The organism is Ruegeria sp. CG1 (assembly GCF_056537265.1).
In genome coordinates this window covers 205,683-221,648 of record NZ_JBQFRF010000001.1, presented here as the reverse complement: position 1 = coordinate 221,648, position 15,966 = coordinate 205,683, and the positions used below count along the sequence as shown (strand labels likewise).

The following is a 15,966-nucleotide window of genomic DNA, read 5'->3' as shown; positions in this document are numbered from 1 at the left end:
AAGTATAAATAAGTAAAATGAATGTTTATCCGAATTATCATCACATTTTTTGATTGTTCAAATACCAACCCCAACAATGCATTGATGCGACGCGCCAAGGGCTACGTGGTCCCACCCCCTCACCTTCCTGTTACGCCACTGACACAGGGGTTGAGAGAACCGCACACAGCACACAGTATTGTCGAAACCTGGACCACCAAGGATTCATCATGCCCACCGAACGCATTACTTTCGCCGGTCACGACGGCAGCCAATTGGCCGCGCGCCTTGATCTGCCGGACGGGCCGGTACTGGCAACGGCTTTGTTTGCGCATTGCTTTACCTGCTCTAAGGACATACCTGCCGCACGGCGCATTTCGGCGCGTTTGGCGGCGATGGGCATCGCCGTGCTCAGGTTTGATTTTACAGGCCTTGGCCACTCGGATGGAGAGTTTGCGAATACGACATTCACCTCAAATGTCGAAGATCTGATCGCTGCAGCGCACTACCTGTCCGGCCGCAACATGGCCCCCGCCCTGCTGATTGGCCATTCACTTGGCGGCGCTGCGGTACTGCGCGCACGCGCTGGCATACCGTCGATCAAGGCGGTCGTCACATTGGGTGCGCCTGCTGACCCGGGCCACGTATCACACCATTTCGAGGCCGCCCTGCCCGAGATTCAGGCGCAAGGCAGCGCAGAGGTTTCGCTTGGCGGTCGCCCGTTCCGCATTGGCAAAGCTTTTGTCGATGACATTTCAGAGGCCGCGCTTAGCCCTGCCGTTTCAGATTTGAAAGCAGCGCTTCTGATCCTGCACGCACCGCGCGATGACACGGTCAGCATTGACAACGCCAGCACCATCTTTCTGGCTGCGAAGCATCCAAAAAGTTTTGTCACGCTGGACGATGCCGACCATCTGATCACGCGCGCCGCTGATGCGGATTACGCGGCGGATGTCATTGCGGCTTGGGTGTCGAGATACGTCAAACTGTGCCCGCCCGCCCCACCACCCGGTGCCCCGGAAGGTGTTGTTCGCGTGACCGAGGCAGACCCGGCAGGGTTCCTGCAAGACATCCAGTCCGGCCCGCGCCACCATGCGGTCGCTGACGAGCCCGCTTCGTACGGAGGAACGGACCGAGGCATGTCCCCTTATGGATTTGTGTCCTCGGGATTGGGCGCCTGTACCTCGATGACCATTCGCATGTATGCGCGGCGCAAGAAATGGCCTCTGACGGGTATCACCGTCGATGTCTGCCACGACAAGGTACACGCGCAGGACGCCGGACTGGCCAGCGATGGCAAGGTCGATCAGTTCCGCCGCAAGATACGGCTACAAGGGCCGCTGGATGCCGCGCAACGTGCTAAGCTATTGGAGATCGCAGATAAATGTCCCGTGCACCGAACCCTTGAAGGCTCGGCCCATATCACGACTGAGCTGCTGGACTGAAAACCACCTTTGTCAGCTTATGATAATGATTGAAGGGGGCTTTTGCCCCCTTTTTCTAACGGCGCCTCGGTGAGGGTCGGTGAATTGGTGGCCGTGCCGTCGGAGGACGCGCCACCGGGGGATGCGGACGCGACGGCGGTTTGGCGATCGGTGGCTTTGGCCGCGGTGGAGGGGTCGGACGAACCGGTCGATCGGGGCGGTCGGGCCGGTCTGGGCGGTTTATGTCAACATCTACATTCACGTTACGGTCGTGGTAGTAATCATTCCACAGCATCGAGTCGTAGAACGGGTCATACCCAACGCCATACCCTACCCCGACGGACACGCCATCGCAGGCGGACAATGTAAACGTTGCAGTACCCAACCCCAGCGCCAGAACAGACCGTTTTAACAGTTTGCGAGTCATCCGAGCCTCCTTACTGCAAAGACCGGAACGACGCGAAAACGGCGTTCAAGGCATCAACATAAGACGGGTCGGCCCCGTCACGCAGGATCGCAACCCCTATCGCAACACGGTCACGCGGCAGGTCAATCACGGTGGCGGTAAAGTTTACGCCTCGCCCATCCCGATTGCCGGTGCCTCGAATAACGTGGGCTGGCCGCCCACCAATCCTTGTATTGCTGGTGCTGGTCACGGTCGGGTCTTTGACGAGGAATTTGTCGATATCCTCAAGATAGCTCAGCCCGCCCTGAATGCTGGAAACCCGTGATGGTGAGACGAAGCCCATCCAGACATTATCGTCGGTCACCGGTCTGATCCCCATGACGCGCGAAACCGCACGGGCATCGCCCAGATTGGTATCCTCGATTTCACGCGGGCCACCGGTACGCAATGTCCAGAAGTCGGGAACCTCAAAGCGGAACAGGGCGCGTCCTTCATCGGTGTAAGTCACCGGCGTGTCGGCTTGCACAGGCGTTACAGCCAACCAAGTCACGGCACTTGCAGCAAGCACCAAGCTTAACAAAATACGCATATCTCAATAACCTGATCAGTTTTCTGATGTCAGGTTGCCCATGCAGTTTGACTTTGTCCAGCATCCTGTTCTGCAGACAATAAAAAACCCGCGTCCGGAAAGCTCCGAACGCGGGTGTATCTTGCGCAAGAGCGCGCTATCAGGTGCGTGCGTCGCCCAGCAGCTTCCACAGGCCAGGGATCAGCAGAGCGGCCAGCGCCAGCTTGATCGCGTCACCCAGCAGGAACGGTGTCAGACCCCATTCCAGGATCGGCTTGTCCCAGCCATACAGCTGACCCAGCCACAGCAGGCCCGGCACGTAGATCAGCACGTTGGCCAGTACCAGCGCCAGCGCCAGCTTGCCGACCGAACGATCCCAGCCGCGCGCGGCCAGTGCGCCCAGCAGAATGGTCGCCATCAGGTAACCGACCAGATAGCCGCCGGTGCCACCCATCATGTAGGTCAGGCCGTATTTTTCGGCCGAGGAGCCTGCAAACACGTCAAAGCCCAGAGCACCAACCAGCAGGTAACCCAGCATCGTGATCAGGCCAAGGCGCGCGCCATAGGCGGTGCCGATGGTCAGAACGGCGAATGTGCCCATGGTGATCGGAACCGGCCACATCGGCACTTTGATTTTGGCTGCAACAGCCAGAGCAACGATACCCAGGGCAACCAGAGCCACCTGCTTGACGCGCAGCGCCGTCCCCTCACGCGGGCCAAAAGCATTGGCCAGTACGTTTGCGTTCATCTCATTTCTCCACATTCGGACTTATTTGCACATGCAGCAATGCCCGTTCCGGGCCGTTGCTGCAAGATGATTACGCTATCGCAGCGCGTATTTGGTCTCCATTTCATAGGATTTTCGCGGTCCTGATACAGTCCAGCGGACTGTCCAGCGCGGCCATCCTGAGAAATCATAGTCTGCATCATAGCTGTCTGGCGGGCAATCGTGATGATCCTCGACCCGGGTTTGGCCAAGTTTGAGTGCGTGAAAAAACCGATCATCATCAAAATGGATAGCGATCCGATCACCGGCGTCGCGCCAAAGGTATCGACGCGTTCCCGTCATTGCAGGCTGCCCCGGAACACGCAGCGTGACCGTCTCATCATAGACCAACCCTTGGGTATCTTGCCGAAGCTCTGCCTTACCCTCGGCCTGAATGATCTGGCCTGCACGCTCGTCCCGGATGAGGCGGCTCAGGTCCCAAACCCCCTGGAAATCATAAATATTTCTGGGCAGGCTCACTTCAAATAGATTCCGTCAGTTGTATTGCCTGAATCATCCACAAACCGGATGGTTTCACCGCTTTGCTCAACATCATAACAAGCCCAGAAATCCGAAGGCGGCCAGACCGAGCAATAGCGATCATCACGAACAGCCCATCGTCCCGAACTTGGGCGACCTGAAAAGTACTGCGTTTGCATGTTGCTATCGAAGGTCTGGGTGATCCCCTCGCCATAGTCGAGCTTCTTGCCAGCAAGCGCCATCAGAATCTCATCACCCGTCAGTTGCTGAAACTCGTCGGCGGTCACAAATCCGGGCCAAAGCAATAAAATCAGGGCAAACCGTCTCATCCCAGCACTCGCGCCTTGTTCCTTGGTCAATGCGCGGCTAAACCCCGCGCCAACGCCTCATCCCAATCATAAAAAGGTGCTGCCGCCAATGATTCCCCGCTATTCACGCCCCGACATGGTCGCCATCTGGTCACCCGAGAGCAAGTTCCGCATTTGGTACGAGATCGAGGCGCACGCCTGCGACGCCATGGCCGATCTAGGCGTGATCCCGCGTGAAAACGCCGAGGCCGTGTGGAAAGCCAAGGATGTGGAGTTTGATGTCGCCCGTATCGACGAGATCGAAGCCGTCACCAAACACGACGTCATCGCCTTCCTGACCCATCTGGCCGAACATGTGGGTAGCGAGGAAGCTCGTTTCGTGCATCAGGGCATGACCTCCTCGGACGTGCTGGACACTTGCTTCAATGTGCAACTGACCCGCGCCGCCGACCTGCTGATTGCAGACCTCGAAGGTCTGTTGGCTGCCCTGAAACGCCGCGCGATCGAGCACAAAGACACCGTTCGCATCGGTCGCAGCCACGGTATCCATGCCGAACCCACCACGATGGGCCTGACCTTTGCCCGCTTCTATGCCGAGATGGACCGCAACTTGTCCCGGATGCGCGATGCCCGCGCGGAAATCGCCACCGGAGCGATCAGCGGCGCGGTCGGGACGTTTGCGAATATCGACCCGCAGGTTGAAGAGCATGTCTGCGACAAGCTGGGTCTGGTGCCTGAACCGATCAGCACGCAGGTCATTCCCCGCGACCGTCACGCCGCATTCTTCGCCACACTGGGTGTTATCGCCAGCAGCATCGAAAACATCGCTATCGAAATCCGCCACATGCAGCGTACCGAAGTACTGGAGGGGGCCGAGTTCTTCTCGATGGGTCAGAAAGGCTCATCCGCGATGCCGCACAAGAAGAACCCGGTGCTGACCGAGAACCTGACCGGTCTTGCGCGCATGGTGCGTGCGGCCGTGATCCCGGCGATGGAGAACGTGGCGCTGTGGCACGAGCGCGATATCTCGCATTCCTCGGTCGAACGCATGATCGGGCCGGATGCCACTATCACGCTGGACTTTGCACTCGCGCGATTGACCGGTGTAATCGACAAGATGCTGATCTTCCCCGAGAACATGATCGAGAACATGAACAAGTTCCCCGGTCTTGTCATGAGCCAACGAGTGCTGTTGGCGTTGACCCAAGCCGGTGTAAGCCGCGAGGATGCCTATGCCATGGTTCAGCGCAACGCGCTGAAAGTCTGGGAGCATCGCACCGACTTCAAAGAGGAACTGTTGGCCGACGCCGATGTCACCGCCGCGCTGAGCCCGAAAGAAATCGAAGAGAAATTCGATCTCGGCTACCATACCAAACATGTAGATACGATTTTCGCCCGCGTATTCGGCGAATAATTCAAACTCAAATAGTGCTAAAAACTTGGCCCGGTTTGCTCAATGCAGCCGGGCCTTGTGTCTTTGCCAGATTGGCAAAAATCGGTTAATCTGTTGGCACAGTTTCCGCGAAAGGAAAACTCGATGCTACGAACTGCTCTATGCGCAATTGCTCTTATCTGTGCGGGCACCGCCGGATTTGCCTGTAACGGTAACACCAAGCAAACCCAGTCCTGTGCTGAAGGCACAATTTGGGACAGCGAAAGCCAAAGCTGCATGAAAATCGTCAATAGCTGACATTTTTATTTCCTGCTTGTGAATAAAAGCGATCAGTCAATCGTTAGCTTTTTTGAAGATCAAGCTATGATTGTAACAAGTCTCTTTGACAACGGAGTAGGAAAATGCGTCTTGTACTAGCCTCGGCCATCGCTCTTCAGGCCTTTACTTTCGCGCCCATGGCCATTGCTGCGGGTGGTGGGGACAGCAGCCCGCCCAAGCCCACCAACACCACAAAGAAATGCCTGTTTGGCCGCGTCTATGACGAGGCAGCCGGGCGCTGCGTCAAACCCAACAAGACGAATTTCACCGAAGACCAACTGTATGATGCCGTGCGCGAGTTGGCTTACGACGGGCAGTACGAAAATGCTCAGGGCATTCTGCGTATCATGGATCAAGATGATGATCGGGTGCAGACCTATTGGGGGTTCACCTATCGCAAGATGGGTGAGCTGAAACTGGCTGACGCATTTTACCAGAAAGCAATTGAATCCAACCCCGACAACATCCTCGCCCGCAGCTACATGGGTCAGGGATTTGTTACCCAGGGCAAGACCGAGTTGGCCATCGCACAATGGCGCGAGATCAAGGCGCGTGGTGGCGAAGGCACATGGGCTGAGACATCGCTGCGCGAAGCGATCAGAACAGGGCTGACATATAGCTACTGAGTTTCAGGGTTTCTTTACCCGACTCTCTATATTCTGCCTGCAACGCGAATGAGGCATTGCAGGCAGATGCAGGACACGAACCTAATGGTGCAGATGACGCCGGGCACGAAACCCCCGGTCGTTGAACAAGACGATGATGCGCCACGTGTTGTGCCGCGCGCCCTCAGCAACCGAGAGAAAGCCGCGGTTGTGGTTCGGCTGCTGCTGAACGAGGGGGCGGATATCCCGTTGGAAGAGCTTCCCGATTCACTGCAGGAACAACTTACCCACCAACTTGGACAGATGGGGTTGGTTGACCGGGTAACGCTGGCCGCCGTCGCACAGGAATTTGCCGATGCGCTGGATGGCGTAGGGCTTGCATTTCCCCATGGGCTAGCCGGTGCTCTGGACGCGGTGAACGGCAAGATCGCCCCAGCCACCGCCGCCCGGCTGCGCAAGGTAGCTGGCGTGAGGCAGATCGGTGACCCATGGCAGCGTTTGCACGAAGTACCCTCAGAAGATCTGGCCGAAATGGCCAAAGCTGAAAGCACAGAAGTCGCCGCCGTTATGCTTTCGAAACTCGAAACCGCCAAGGCTGCCCAGTTGTTGGGCCACCTGCCCGGCCCCACAGCGCGACGGATAACTTATGCAGTCTCGAAAACGGCCAACGTGACGCCCGAGGCGGTTGAGCGGATCGGATGGTCCTTGGCCGCTCAGCTGGATCAACGCCCCGAGCCCGCCTTTCGGGATGGGCCGGGTGAGCGTGTGGGCGCGATCCTCAACCAGTCAGCCGCGGCGACGCGTAATGGTTTGCTGACCGCGTTGGACGAAGAAGACGCCGATTTTGCGGATACCGTCCGGCAATCGATCTTCATCTTTTCGCATGTGCCCTCGCGCATCCAACCCCGCGATGTTCCAGCGATTCTGCGCGGTGTGGATCAACCCGTTCTCATCACGGCGTTGGCCGGAGCCAATAGCGACGAAGACCTCGCCACGGTCGAGTTCTTCCTAGCCAACATGTCCTCTCGCATGGCGGAAAACTTACGGGAAGAAATGGCCGAACGTGGCAAGGTCAAACAATCCGACAGTGAAGAAGCGATGTCGCAGATCGTTGCAGCCATCCGCGCGCTTTTGGACGAGGGCGCGATCGCACTGGTCGAGGCGGAGGAGAATGCAGAATAGTCCGGCAAGGCGCGACCACTTGTGATCGCACGATGGGGCCTGTATGTCTCGTCGCGCAGTTCACAACGCTCAGGTGTCTCTCCCCATGCCCGTCGAAAAGTCGGAACTAAGCCGATTTGAGCTTGGAAAATACTACGTCGCCAACCTGTTTCTGACCGGCGTAATCCGCGGCATGCGCCTGCTGCCATATGAGCGCCGCATCGGAGCGATGGGCGCGATTGTGCGCTGGCTTGCCCCCATTGTCGGGTTTCGAACCCGCGTGCGCCGCAACCTGAAACTCACCTGCCCAGACCTGCCCGAGGCCGAGGTCAAACGCATCTGCCGCGCCGTGCCTGACAATGCCGGGCGCGCGATCATGGAGCATTTTTCAGCCGACGGTTTCATCGAGCGACAAAGCAAGGCCAAAGTATCGGGCTCGGGTGTCGAAGCATTTGATGCCGCCGTGGCGGAAGGGCGTCCAGTGATGATGATCACTGCGCATTTCGGGCACTATCTGGCCGCGCGGGTCGCGCTGCAGGCGCGTAGCGGTAAACCCATCGGCAGCCTCTATCGCCGCATGGCAAATCCATATTTCAACGACATGTATGTCGAGGCATTCTATCAGACCGGGTCGCCCATGTTCGAACAGGGCCGCCGAGGTATGGTCGAAATGGTCCGTTCACTGAAAAGCGGAGGCATCATTGCCATTGTATCCGACCTGCATGCGCATGGTGGTGAGGAGCTGACCTTTTTCGGCAAACCCGCCGTCACCTCGGTGCTGAACGCGGAACTTGCGATCAAATACAAGGCTGTGCTGATTCCCTGCTATGCAGTGCGCCAACCCAACGGGATCGATTTTGAGATCGTCCTGCACGACCCGGTCCCGCATACTGATGCCAAAACCATGACCCAGTTCACCAATGACGACCTGGAAGCGATGGTGCGTCAGCACATGGGACAATGGTTCTGGATTCATCGGCGCTGGAAGTCCTGGAGGGGACTGGGGGTCCAGCCAAAGGATATGCCCTGATCACTTAACCCGCGCTGCGGCCACGATCGGACCATGGCCACTGCGCTGGATCAGAACAACGGCAGGCAATTCCGATGACAATGTTGCGGTGAAACTCTGCGGTGTTTGGCCATCCCAGCGACCGGCAATCTGCCAATTCTCGACCACGTTTGCATAATCCAGATCATGTCCGGCCAATTCGCCACGCCGGATCGAGGTGCGACGCATCGGCGAATACTGCACAATCCGAACATCATAGGTTTCGTCGTCTGGTAACTCGATCGGAACGACATTCATGGATACTTCGTTCGCAGTACGCGTGGCACTGACCTCGGCCTCCGGCGGCGCAGTCAGGTGTGCATCGATTAGCCGGTTCAGTTCAATTGACTTGGCCCCAACCACATCCTGCTGCCCATTCACAACCATCTGCGGCGTATAGATCATCGTCCGCCCGCCTTCACGTGCATAGGCGCGCTGACGATCGGTATGGTCGGGATTGGCGTATTCATCTTTCCAGCCAATGTAGTCCCAATAATCCACATGCAACGCCAGACCGATTACATCATCCCGCTTGGCCAATTCATGCATGATCCGGTCTGCTGGCGGGCAGGACGAGCACCCCTGCGAGGTGAACAGTTCGACCACCACCGGGTCATCCTGCGCCTGAGCCGGGGCAGCAAGAAAGAGTGAAACAAACGCGGTCGCAGCGACTGATCTGAGCATGTTTTCTCTCGATAGAGGATGATTGCCTGAAAGGTTTAAGTCGGAACCGAATAAACTGCCAATCAAGGTTTCTTGAGACCTCAGACACAAGCTTTCGACAAAATGTGTGCAATGGTATACAAAAAACCACCCAAACTGCCCGTTTCACCTTGAAACAACTGGTGTGGTAATGCAGATAACCCTTAGCGAAGCCCGTATTCCAAGTCATTTGAGAGGGAGGCCACAGATGCCCATCAAGGTCGGACAGGACACCGCCAAGACACGCCGCAGCCTGAACGTGAATGGCAAATCCATTTCCTATTATTCGATTCCAGCCGCGCAAGCAGCAGGCTTAGGCGATTTTTCGAATCTGCCTGCCGCGTTGAAAGTGGTTCTGGAAAACATGCTGCGGTTCGAAGATGACGGGTTCTCGGTTTCCGTCGATGACATCAAAGCCTTTGCCGAATGGGGTGCCAACGGTGGCAAGAACCCACGTGAGATTGCCTATCGCCCTGCCCGGGTTCTGATGCAAGACTTTACCGGAGTTCCGGCCGTGGTGGATCTGGCAGCGATGCGCGACGGCATCAAGGGCCTTGGTGGGGACGCGCAAAAGATCAACCCGCTGAACCCGGTCGATCTGGTCATCGACCACTCGGTCATGATTGATGAGTTCGGCAACCCACGCGCGTTTCAGATGAACGTGGACCGCGAATATGAGCGCAACATGGAACGCTATCAGTTCCTGAAATGGGGTCAGAACGCGTTCAACAATTTCCGCGTCGTGCCTCCCGGCACCGGAATCTGCCACCAAGTAAACCTGGAATACCTGGCGCAGACCGTCTGGACAGACACGGACCAAAGCGGCGAAGAAGTCGCTTATCCCGATACACTTGTTGGTACTGACAGCCACACCACCATGGTCAACGGCATGGCCGTTCTGGGTTGGGGCGTTGGCGGAATCGAGGCCGAGGCAGCGATGCTGGGTCAACCGATCTCGATGCTGATCCCCGAGGTTGTGGGTTTTGAACTGACCGGTTCGATGGTCGAAGGCACAACGGGAACTGACCTTGTCCTGAAAGTCGTCGAGATGCTGCGCGAGAAAGGCGTGGTTGGTAAATTCGTTGAATTCTACGGCGAAGGTCTGGACCGCTTGCCCTTGGCCGATCGCGCAACCATTGCCAACATGGCCCCCGAATACGGCGCGACCTGTGGTTTCTTCCCGATTGACGGCGAGACCTTGCGCTATATGCGCAATACTGGACGCGACGAAGACCGCATCGCATTGGTCGAGGCCTACGCCAAGGAAAACGGCTTCTGGCGCGATGCCGATTACGCGCCGATCTACACCGACACTCTGTCGCTGGATATGGGCACAATTGTTCCTGCGATCTCGGGCCCGAAACGGCCGCAGGATTATGTCGCACTAACCGACGCCAAGGCCGCATTCACCAAGGAAATGGCCGAGACCTTCAAACGCCCGATGGGCAAACAAATAGAGGTCAAAGGCGAAAACTACGGCATGGAATCGGGCAAAGTCGTGATCGCCTCGATCACCTCCTGCACCAACACGTCGAACCCGTATGTGATGATCGGCGCGGGCCTCGTTGCACGTAAAGCCGCCGCGCTGGGATTGGATCGCAAACCGTGGGTAAAGACCTCATTGGCGCCCGGCTCGCAGGTTGTGTCCGCCTACTTGGAGGCTGCAGGTCTTCAGGAAGATCTGGACAAGATCGGCTTCAACCTTGTTGGCTATGGCTGCACCACCTGTATTGGCAACTCGGGTCCGATCCAAAGAGAAATCAGCGAAGCGATTGCCGAAGGCGATCTTGTTGCCACTTCGGTGCTGTCAGGCAACCGCAACTTTGAAGGCCGCATCTCGCCCGACGTGCGCGCCAACTATCTGGCTTCACCGCCGCTGGTGGTGGTTTATGCTTTGGCTGGTACGTTGGACATCGACCTGACCTCGGAACCGATTGGACAGGATCAGGCCGGCAACGATGTCTACATGAAAGACATCTGGCCGACCCAAAGCGAAATCGCCGAATTGGTTGAGGCAACCGTGACCCGCGAGGCGTTCCAGTCGAAATATGCCGATGTCTTCAAAGGCGACGAGAAATGGCAGGAGGTCGAGGTTCCACAACAGGAAACCTATGATTGGCCACCGACGTCAACCTACATTCAAAACCCTCCCTATTTCCAAGGCATGGGGCCTGAGCCGGGCACGATCTCGAATATCGATGGTGCAAAGGTTCTGCTGATCCTGGGCGACATGATCACCACCGACCATATCTCGCCCGCCGGTTCCTTTGCGACAACGACACCTGCCGGGAAGTATCTGACGGATCGTCAGGTTCAGCCGCGCGAATTCAACTCGTATGGCTCACGCCGTGGCAACCACGAGATCATGATGCGCGGCACCTTCGCTAATATCCGCGTTAAGAACGAGATGCTGGATGGCGTCGAAGGCGGTTATACAAAAGGCCCGGATGGTGAACAAACCTCAGTCTACGAAGCATCGATGGCCTATCAGGAGCAAGGCACCCCGCTGGTCGTCTTTGGCGGCGAACAGTACGGTGCAGGTTCGTCACGCGACTGGGCGGCCAAGGGCACAGCTCTGCTTGGCGTCAAGGCAGTGATCGCCGAAAGCTTTGAGCGCATCCACCGTTCAAACTTGGTGGGCATGGGCGTTATACCGTTCGAATTCACCGATGGTGATACCCGCAAGACACTGGGTCTGAAAGGTGATGAGACCGTATCGATCCACGGGTTGGATTCAGTTGAGCCCCTGCAGGAAGTGCCCTGCACCATCATTTACGGAGATGGTACCGAAAAGACGATCACCCTGAAGTGCCGCATCGATACCGCGCCCGAGATCGAATACATCGAAAACGACGGTGTGCTGCAATACGTGCTGCGCAATCTCGCAAAAGCGTCATAAATCAGCAGGTTGATATCCAACCTCAGCCCCCGGCCCTGCGCCGGGGGTTTTGTTTTCTGGCCATTTATTCAAAAATCTGAAACTGTTGAGCAAGACAGTCTTCGGAATTCCATCACCATGAAAAAGCCCAACGCCTTACTGGTTTGCTCGCTTAGCGTCATCGCCGTGATCGGGATCTGGGGCGTCGTCGATATCGAAAGCTTGGTGACTTGGGCCAACAGCATCGTGCAACAAACCTTCCACAGTCGCGGTTGGTTCGTGATGCTCGCGGCCTCGGGCATGTTGATCGGGTGTTTGGTTCTGGCTTTTTCGCCCTATGGCAAAATACGTCTGGGCCGAGATGATGAAGAGCCCGAGTTCTCGACCGCCACCTGGATCTCAATGCTGTTCTCCGCAGGAATGGGCGTTGGACTGCTGTTCTGGGCGGTCGCCGAGCCCCTGACCCATTTCAACTTCATCTCGGGCATGGCACCCGACTATGTCGCCGCGCAGCAGGCGATGCTGGCAACAAACTTCCATTGGGGCCTGCACGCCTGGGCGATTTACGGTTCGACCGCGCTGACCATCGCTTATTTCAGCTTTCGGCGCGGGACAGGCATGATGGTCAGTGCACCGATCAAAAGCCTGTTCCCAGGAGAACGCTGGGCCGAGCGGGTCGGGTGGCTGTCGGATTTCATGGCCATTGTTGCAATCTCTATCGGTGTTGGCGGTTCAATGGCCATGGGCGTGTTCCAGGTTGCGGACGGGATTGCGGTTCTGGGTGGCCGGGAAACGGTTGGTGCCCTTCTGATCGGCGTTGTTTTCCTGGCGATGGTCGCAGCCTACATCCCTGCTCTGTTAATCGACCTTGGCCAAGGCATGGCGCGCTTGTCGAATGCGGCAATGCTGATCGCGATCTGCCTTGTGGCCTACACAGTGGTCCTCGGGCCTACAGAGTATCTGTTGAACACTGTGGTTCAAGGGTTCGGCGATTACGTCACCAATGTCATCCCTCGGGGCTTTCAGACCTTCACCTTCTTCGGCGATGACGTCACCAAATGGTTCAGCGACTGGACTCTCACCTATATGGTCTGGTGGATCGCCTGGGGACCTTTTGTTGGTGTGTTTGTCGCGCGTATCTCTCGCGGTCGCACGATCCGGGAATTCGTGATCGGAGTACTCTTTGCGCCCACACTGTTCTCGATCCTTTGGTTCAGTGCCTTCGGCGGCATCGGTCTGTTCGAGGCGCTCAACGGTGCCGGAGAACTGCTGGCCTATACGCAAACAAACATCGAGCGTGTGACCTTCGCCCTGCTCGACCGTTTGCCCTTATCGCAGATCACAATACTTGCAACCGTAGCGGCGGCGTTTCTGTTCATCGTAACCAGCGTTGTAAGCGCGGCCTTTGTGCTGGGTACATTCTCGTCCCAGGGGGATGAAAACCCGCCCCCGCGCGTGCGGCTGATCTGGGGTGCATTGCTGGGCTTGTTGAGTGTCGCGATGATCCTGTCGGGTTCGGTGGAATCGGTCAAAGTCCTGATCTCACTCGGGGCGCTGCCCTTTGTGTTCATCTCGGTTCTGCTGATGGTCTGCCTGTTCCGAGGGCTACGAGAAGAGGGGCTGAGCCATGCTGATCGGTGATCTGACGGATACGCTTATGAATCTGACCACCTTTGCATTCATCGGCGCGATGATCTGGATTTTGGTCCGTAAGTAACGGCTTGAATCCCGGCCATTTTACCGATTTCCTACGATTATGGACAAAGTCGCATTGATAACCGGCGGTGCACGCGGAATTGGGCGTGCAATCGTCGAAGACCTCAGCCGTGATCACCGCGTCGCGTTTACTTGGTTGTCGAGTAAACCCACGCCCGAGCTACTGGGTGGGGATGTTCTGGCCATACGCTCTGATCTATCTGCGCCCGACCAGCCGGCTAGCGTGATTTCGCAGGTGATCGAGAGGTTTGGACGGCTGGATGTGATCGTCAACAATGCCGGCCTTGTGAAATCTACCCCCAAAGAGGAATTTCGAGCCGAGGACCACCGCGCCATTCTGGATTTGAACCTGCTGGCCCCCGCCGCATTGTTGGCTGCTGCGCTACCACATCTGAAACGCGACGCCTCAATCGTCAATATCTCATCCATGAACGCGGTCTTGCCGCCTCGGGATGCGGTGACCTATGGGGCAAGCAAGGCCGCCCTGAATCTATGGACCCACGCCATGGCAAAGGAGCTTGGGCCAAAGGGGATACGCGTTAATGCAGTCGCGCCGGGTGCGATCAACATCCCCGAAGCGCCCCGGTCTGAGGAGTTGACCGCGCTGTTTGTCAAAGAAACCGCTTTAGGTCGCGCGGGAAAGCCCGAGGATATCGCCAAAGTTGTCAGGTTTCTGGCGTCCGATGCCGCATCCTTCATCACTGGTGAGGTTCTGGGCGTCACCGGTGGCTATCGCTTATGAGCCACCTGCGGCTTTCTCAAGTGCTGGGCGGATCGTGCTTTCGATCACCCGCTGAGTGACCGGACCAGCCCAGCGCAGGATGATCGTGCCCTCACCGTCGATCACATAGGTTTCGGGCACACCGTAGACGCCCCAGTCCAGCCCCATTCGGCCCTGTTCATCCCGACCGATACCGGCATAGGGATCGCCCAGTTCGGCAAGAAATCCTTCGGCGTTGTCCAGTTGGTCCTTGTAGTTGATACCATAGACGGGGATACCCTCGTCAGACAGAGCCTGCAGATTGGGGTGTTCGACGCGGCATGGTGCACACCAACTGGCCCAGTAGTTGACCAGCTTGACCTCGCCATCACGCAGTGTGGCATCATCGAAGCCCGGTTTGCCCGCGAACTCGGTCAGTACAACCGGCGGCGCTGGCTGACCCTCGCGCGCCGAGGGCAAGGCGTTGGGATCGTCACGGAACATGCCGATGCCCGCGAGCACAGCGAAGGCGCCGAAAATCAGCGGAGGCGCGATCATCAGGGGCGAAATCTTAGCCATTGCGTGACATCCTTTGTTCAACCTTCTCCATCTCGGCCCGTACTTTACGGCCCCGGATCACGCTGAAACCCACCAATGCGATCAGAAGTCCGATTGACACGACATAGGACCACAAGACGGTATCGGCATATTTTCCAAGATCAGGCATCATCCGCTCACCCTTTCACGCGCCATAAGCGCCTTGGTCCGGCGGGCGCGAATTTCTGTGCCCGTACGATAGAAGACCAGCGCAATGAACAGCAGTACAAAGCCGATGATGCAAAGCAGCAGTGGATAGAAGTAGATATTGCTTACCTTCTCTTCAGTATCCGTGCCTGTGATCGCCCCGGCGCGCATCACCGAAGCCCCCTGATGCAGCCCCTGATTCCAGAAGTTCACCGCATACCGGCTGAGGAACGCAAAGACAGAACCCACGAGGCAAAGGACCGAGGTCAGGTCCGCCGCTGTATCCGGATCTTCGATCGCTTCCCAAAGCGCGACATAACCTAGATAGAACAGGAACAGGATCAGGAACGATGTCAGGCGCGGGTCCCAGGCCCACCATGTCCCCCACATAGGCTGCCCCCAGATCGCTCCGGTGGCCAATGCGATCAGCGTCATCACGATGCCGATGGGCGCAGCGGCGCGGGCAGCCAGCGCACTGACATGGTGGCGACGCACCAGCCAGACCAGCGAAGTTGCCAGCATCATCAGCCAGCAATTGATCGCCATCAACGCGGCGGGCACATGCAAATAGATGATCTTTACGGTCGAGCCTTGCTTGTAGTCATCCGGGGTGAAGAAAAAGCCCCAGATCAATCCGACGACCAGACACAGACCTGAGCTGATCCAGAAGAACGGAAGGACCCGTTCGCTGGTCGCGAGGAACTTACGCGGGTTGGCGTATTCCCAAAGGGCATTGGCTTTGGCTGCGATTGTCATGGGCTCTATCTAGT

At 57.4% G+C, this 15,966-nt stretch carries 17 protein-coding genes; 8 read left to right on the top strand and 9 right to left on the bottom strand.

Features of this window, described 5'->3' with window-relative positions; genetic code table 11:
* The first annotated feature begins 209 nt into the window (after nucleotides 1-209).
* The gene (locus ACR0AU_RS01115) at nucleotides 210-1,424 is read left to right on the top strand and encodes a bifunctional alpha/beta hydrolase/OsmC family protein (RefSeq protein ID WP_170403180.1); all 1,215 of its coding nucleotides are present in this window, start codon (nucleotides 210-212) and stop codon (nucleotides 1,422-1,424) included.
* 55 nt (nucleotides 1,425-1,479) lie between these two features.
* On the opposite strand, the gene ACR0AU_RS01110 is transcribed toward ACR0AU_RS01115, so the two are convergent.
* From ACR0AU_RS01110 to ACR0AU_RS01090, 5 genes are all read right to left on the bottom strand, one after another.
* Nucleotides 1,480-1,830, bottom strand: a complete 351-nt coding sequence (locus tag ACR0AU_RS01110; RefSeq protein WP_170511970.1) for a hypothetical protein — start codon at nucleotides 1,828-1,830, stop codon at nucleotides 1,480-1,482.
* A 10-nt stretch (nucleotides 1,831-1,840) separates the two neighbouring features.
* A complete protein-coding gene (locus ACR0AU_RS01105) occupies nucleotides 1,841-2,398 on the bottom strand; it encodes a hypothetical protein (RefSeq protein WP_170511968.1) in 558 nt (185 codons plus the stop codon).
* 139 nt (nucleotides 2,399-2,537) lie between these two features.
* Nucleotides 2,538-3,125, bottom strand: a complete 588-nt coding sequence (locus tag ACR0AU_RS01100) for a biotin transporter BioY (protein ID WP_170396416.1) — start codon at nucleotides 3,123-3,125, stop codon at nucleotides 2,538-2,540.
* 75 nt (nucleotides 3,126-3,200) lie between these two features.
* Nucleotides 3,201-3,623 (bottom strand): DUF6314 family protein, encoded by a 423-nt coding sequence (locus ACR0AU_RS01095; RefSeq protein ID WP_170626642.1) that lies wholly within the window; start codon nucleotides 3,621-3,623, stop codon nucleotides 3,201-3,203.
* Nucleotides 3,620-3,952, bottom strand: coding sequence for a hypothetical protein (locus tag ACR0AU_RS01090; protein ID WP_170733393.1), 333 nt, complete (start codon nucleotides 3,950-3,952; stop codon nucleotides 3,620-3,622). The genes ACR0AU_RS01095 and ACR0AU_RS01090 overlap by 4 nt, the downstream gene beginning before the upstream one ends.
* 88 nt (nucleotides 3,953-4,040) lie before the next feature.
* Between ACR0AU_RS01090 and purB the strand changes: the two genes are divergently transcribed.
* From purB to ACR0AU_RS01070, 4 genes are all read left to right on the top strand, one after another.
* Nucleotides 4,041-5,345: an adenylosuccinate lyase gene (gene purB, locus ACR0AU_RS01085; RefSeq protein ID WP_170396410.1), complete on the top strand. Its 1,305-nt coding sequence runs from the start codon at nucleotides 4,041-4,043 to the stop codon at nucleotides 5,343-5,345.
* A 380-nt stretch (nucleotides 5,346-5,725) separates the two neighbouring features.
* On the top strand, nucleotides 5,726-6,268 hold the full coding sequence (locus ACR0AU_RS01080) for a hypothetical protein (protein WP_170403198.1): 543 nt from the start codon (nucleotides 5,726-5,728) through the stop codon (nucleotides 6,266-6,268).
* A gap of 84 nt (nucleotides 6,269-6,352) precedes the next feature.
* Entirely contained in the window at nucleotides 6,353-7,429 is a 1,077-nt protein-coding gene (locus ACR0AU_RS01075; RefSeq protein WP_170733501.1) for a FliG C-terminal domain-containing protein, read from the top strand.
* Nucleotides 7,430-7,514: 85 nt separating this feature from the next.
* Nucleotides 7,515-8,438, top strand: coding sequence for a lysophospholipid acyltransferase family protein (locus ACR0AU_RS01070; protein ID WP_170396406.1), 924 nt, complete (start codon nucleotides 7,515-7,517; stop codon nucleotides 8,436-8,438).
* On the opposite strand, the gene ACR0AU_RS01065 is transcribed toward ACR0AU_RS01070, so the two are convergent.
* Nucleotides 8,439-9,140 (bottom strand): DUF1223 domain-containing protein, encoded by a 702-nt coding sequence (locus ACR0AU_RS01065; protein WP_170396404.1) that lies wholly within the window; start codon nucleotides 9,138-9,140, stop codon nucleotides 8,439-8,441. It abuts the gene before it with no gap.
* A gap of 226 nt (nucleotides 9,141-9,366) precedes the next feature.
* Here ACR0AU_RS01065 and acnA point away from each other — a divergent pair, with 226 nt between their 5' ends.
* The 3 genes from acnA (at nucleotide 9,367) to ACR0AU_RS01050 (ending at nucleotide 14,494) form a co-directional block, all read left to right on the top strand.
* Nucleotides 9,367-12,057, top strand: coding sequence for an aconitate hydratase AcnA (gene acnA, locus ACR0AU_RS01060; RefSeq protein WP_480795158.1), 2,691 nt, complete (start codon nucleotides 9,367-9,369; stop codon nucleotides 12,055-12,057).
* 117 nt (nucleotides 12,058-12,174) lie between these two features.
* Nucleotides 12,175-13,677: a BCCT family transporter gene (locus tag ACR0AU_RS01055; RefSeq protein WP_480795157.1), complete on the top strand. Its 1,503-nt coding sequence runs from the start codon at nucleotides 12,175-12,177 to the stop codon at nucleotides 13,675-13,677.
* Nucleotides 13,678-13,792: 115 nt separating this feature from the next.
* Nucleotides 13,793-14,494 (top strand): SDR family NAD(P)-dependent oxidoreductase, encoded by a 702-nt coding sequence (locus ACR0AU_RS01050; protein WP_480570282.1) that lies wholly within the window; start codon nucleotides 13,793-13,795, stop codon nucleotides 14,492-14,494.
* On the opposite strand, the gene ACR0AU_RS01045 is transcribed toward ACR0AU_RS01050, so the two are convergent.
* Genes ACR0AU_RS01045 through ACR0AU_RS01035 form a run of 3 tightly spaced genes read right to left on the bottom strand, consistent with a single transcriptional unit; the run spans nucleotide 14,489 to nucleotide 15,952 of the window.
* Nucleotides 14,489-15,031 carry a DsbE family thiol:disulfide interchange protein gene (locus tag ACR0AU_RS01045; protein WP_170396396.1) on the bottom strand — a complete coding sequence of 181 codons (543 nt, stop codon included), beginning with the start codon at nucleotides 15,029-15,031 and terminating at the stop codon, nucleotides 14,489-14,491. The two genes, ACR0AU_RS01050 and ACR0AU_RS01045, sit on opposite strands and share 6 nt — an antisense overlap.
* On the bottom strand, nucleotides 15,024-15,182 hold the full coding sequence (gene ccmD, locus ACR0AU_RS01040; protein ID WP_170422269.1) for a heme exporter protein CcmD: 159 nt from the start codon (nucleotides 15,180-15,182) through the stop codon (nucleotides 15,024-15,026). Before ccmD ends, ACR0AU_RS01045 begins: the two co-directional genes overlap by 8 nt.
* Entirely contained in the window at nucleotides 15,179-15,952 is a 774-nt protein-coding gene (locus ACR0AU_RS01035; RefSeq protein ID WP_170396395.1) for a heme ABC transporter permease, read from the bottom strand. Before ACR0AU_RS01035 ends, ccmD begins: the two co-directional genes overlap by 4 nt.
* Nucleotides 15,953-15,966: the final 14 nt, after the last annotated feature.

Bases quoted from the DNA above. Each gene is read 5' to 3' on its own strand.
- ACR0AU_RS01115 (WP_170403180.1), top strand. From the start codon at position 210: ATGCCCACCGAACGCATTACTTTCGCCGGTCACGACGGCAGCCAATTG.
- ACR0AU_RS01110 (WP_170511970.1), bottom strand. From the start codon at position 1,830: ATGACTCGCAAACTGTTAAAACGGTCTGTTCTGGCGCTGGGGTTGGGT.
- ACR0AU_RS01105 (WP_170511968.1), bottom strand. From the start codon at position 2,398: ATGCGTATTTTGTTAAGCTTGGTGCTTGCTGCAAGTGCCGTGACTTGG.
- ACR0AU_RS01100 (WP_170396416.1), bottom strand. From the start codon at position 3,125: ATGAACGCAAACGTACTGGCCAATGCTTTTGGCCCGCGTGAGGGGACG.
- ACR0AU_RS01090 (WP_170733393.1), bottom strand. From the start codon at position 3,952: ATGAGACGGTTTGCCCTGATTTTATTGCTTTGGCCCGGATTTGTGACC.
- purB (WP_170396410.1), top strand. From the start codon at position 4,041: ATGATTCCCCGCTATTCACGCCCCGACATGGTCGCCATCTGGTCACCC.
- ACR0AU_RS01080 (WP_170403198.1), top strand. From the start codon at position 5,726: ATGCGTCTTGTACTAGCCTCGGCCATCGCTCTTCAGGCCTTTACTTTC.
- ACR0AU_RS01075 (WP_170733501.1), top strand. From the start codon at position 6,353: ATGGTGCAGATGACGCCGGGCACGAAACCCCCGGTCGTTGAACAAGAC.
- ACR0AU_RS01070 (WP_170396406.1), top strand. From the start codon at position 7,515: ATGCCCGTCGAAAAGTCGGAACTAAGCCGATTTGAGCTTGGAAAATAC.
- ACR0AU_RS01065 (WP_170396404.1), bottom strand. From the start codon at position 9,140: ATGCTCAGATCAGTCGCTGCGACCGCGTTTGTTTCACTCTTTCTTGCT.
- acnA (WP_480795158.1), top strand. From the start codon at position 9,367: ATGCCCATCAAGGTCGGACAGGACACCGCCAAGACACGCCGCAGCCTG.
- ACR0AU_RS01055 (WP_480795157.1), top strand. From the start codon at position 12,175: ATGAAAAAGCCCAACGCCTTACTGGTTTGCTCGCTTAGCGTCATCGCC.
- ACR0AU_RS01050 (WP_480570282.1), top strand. From the start codon at position 13,793: ATGGACAAAGTCGCATTGATAACCGGCGGTGCACGCGGAATTGGGCGT.
- ACR0AU_RS01045 (WP_170396396.1), bottom strand. From the start codon at position 15,031: ATGGCTAAGATTTCGCCCCTGATGATCGCGCCTCCGCTGATTTTCGGC.
- ccmD (WP_170422269.1), bottom strand. From the start codon at position 15,182: ATGATGCCTGATCTTGGAAAATATGCCGATACCGTCTTGTGGTCCTAT.
- ACR0AU_RS01035 (WP_170396395.1), bottom strand. From the start codon at position 15,952: ATGACAATCGCAGCCAAAGCCAATGCCCTTTGGGAATACGCCAACCCG.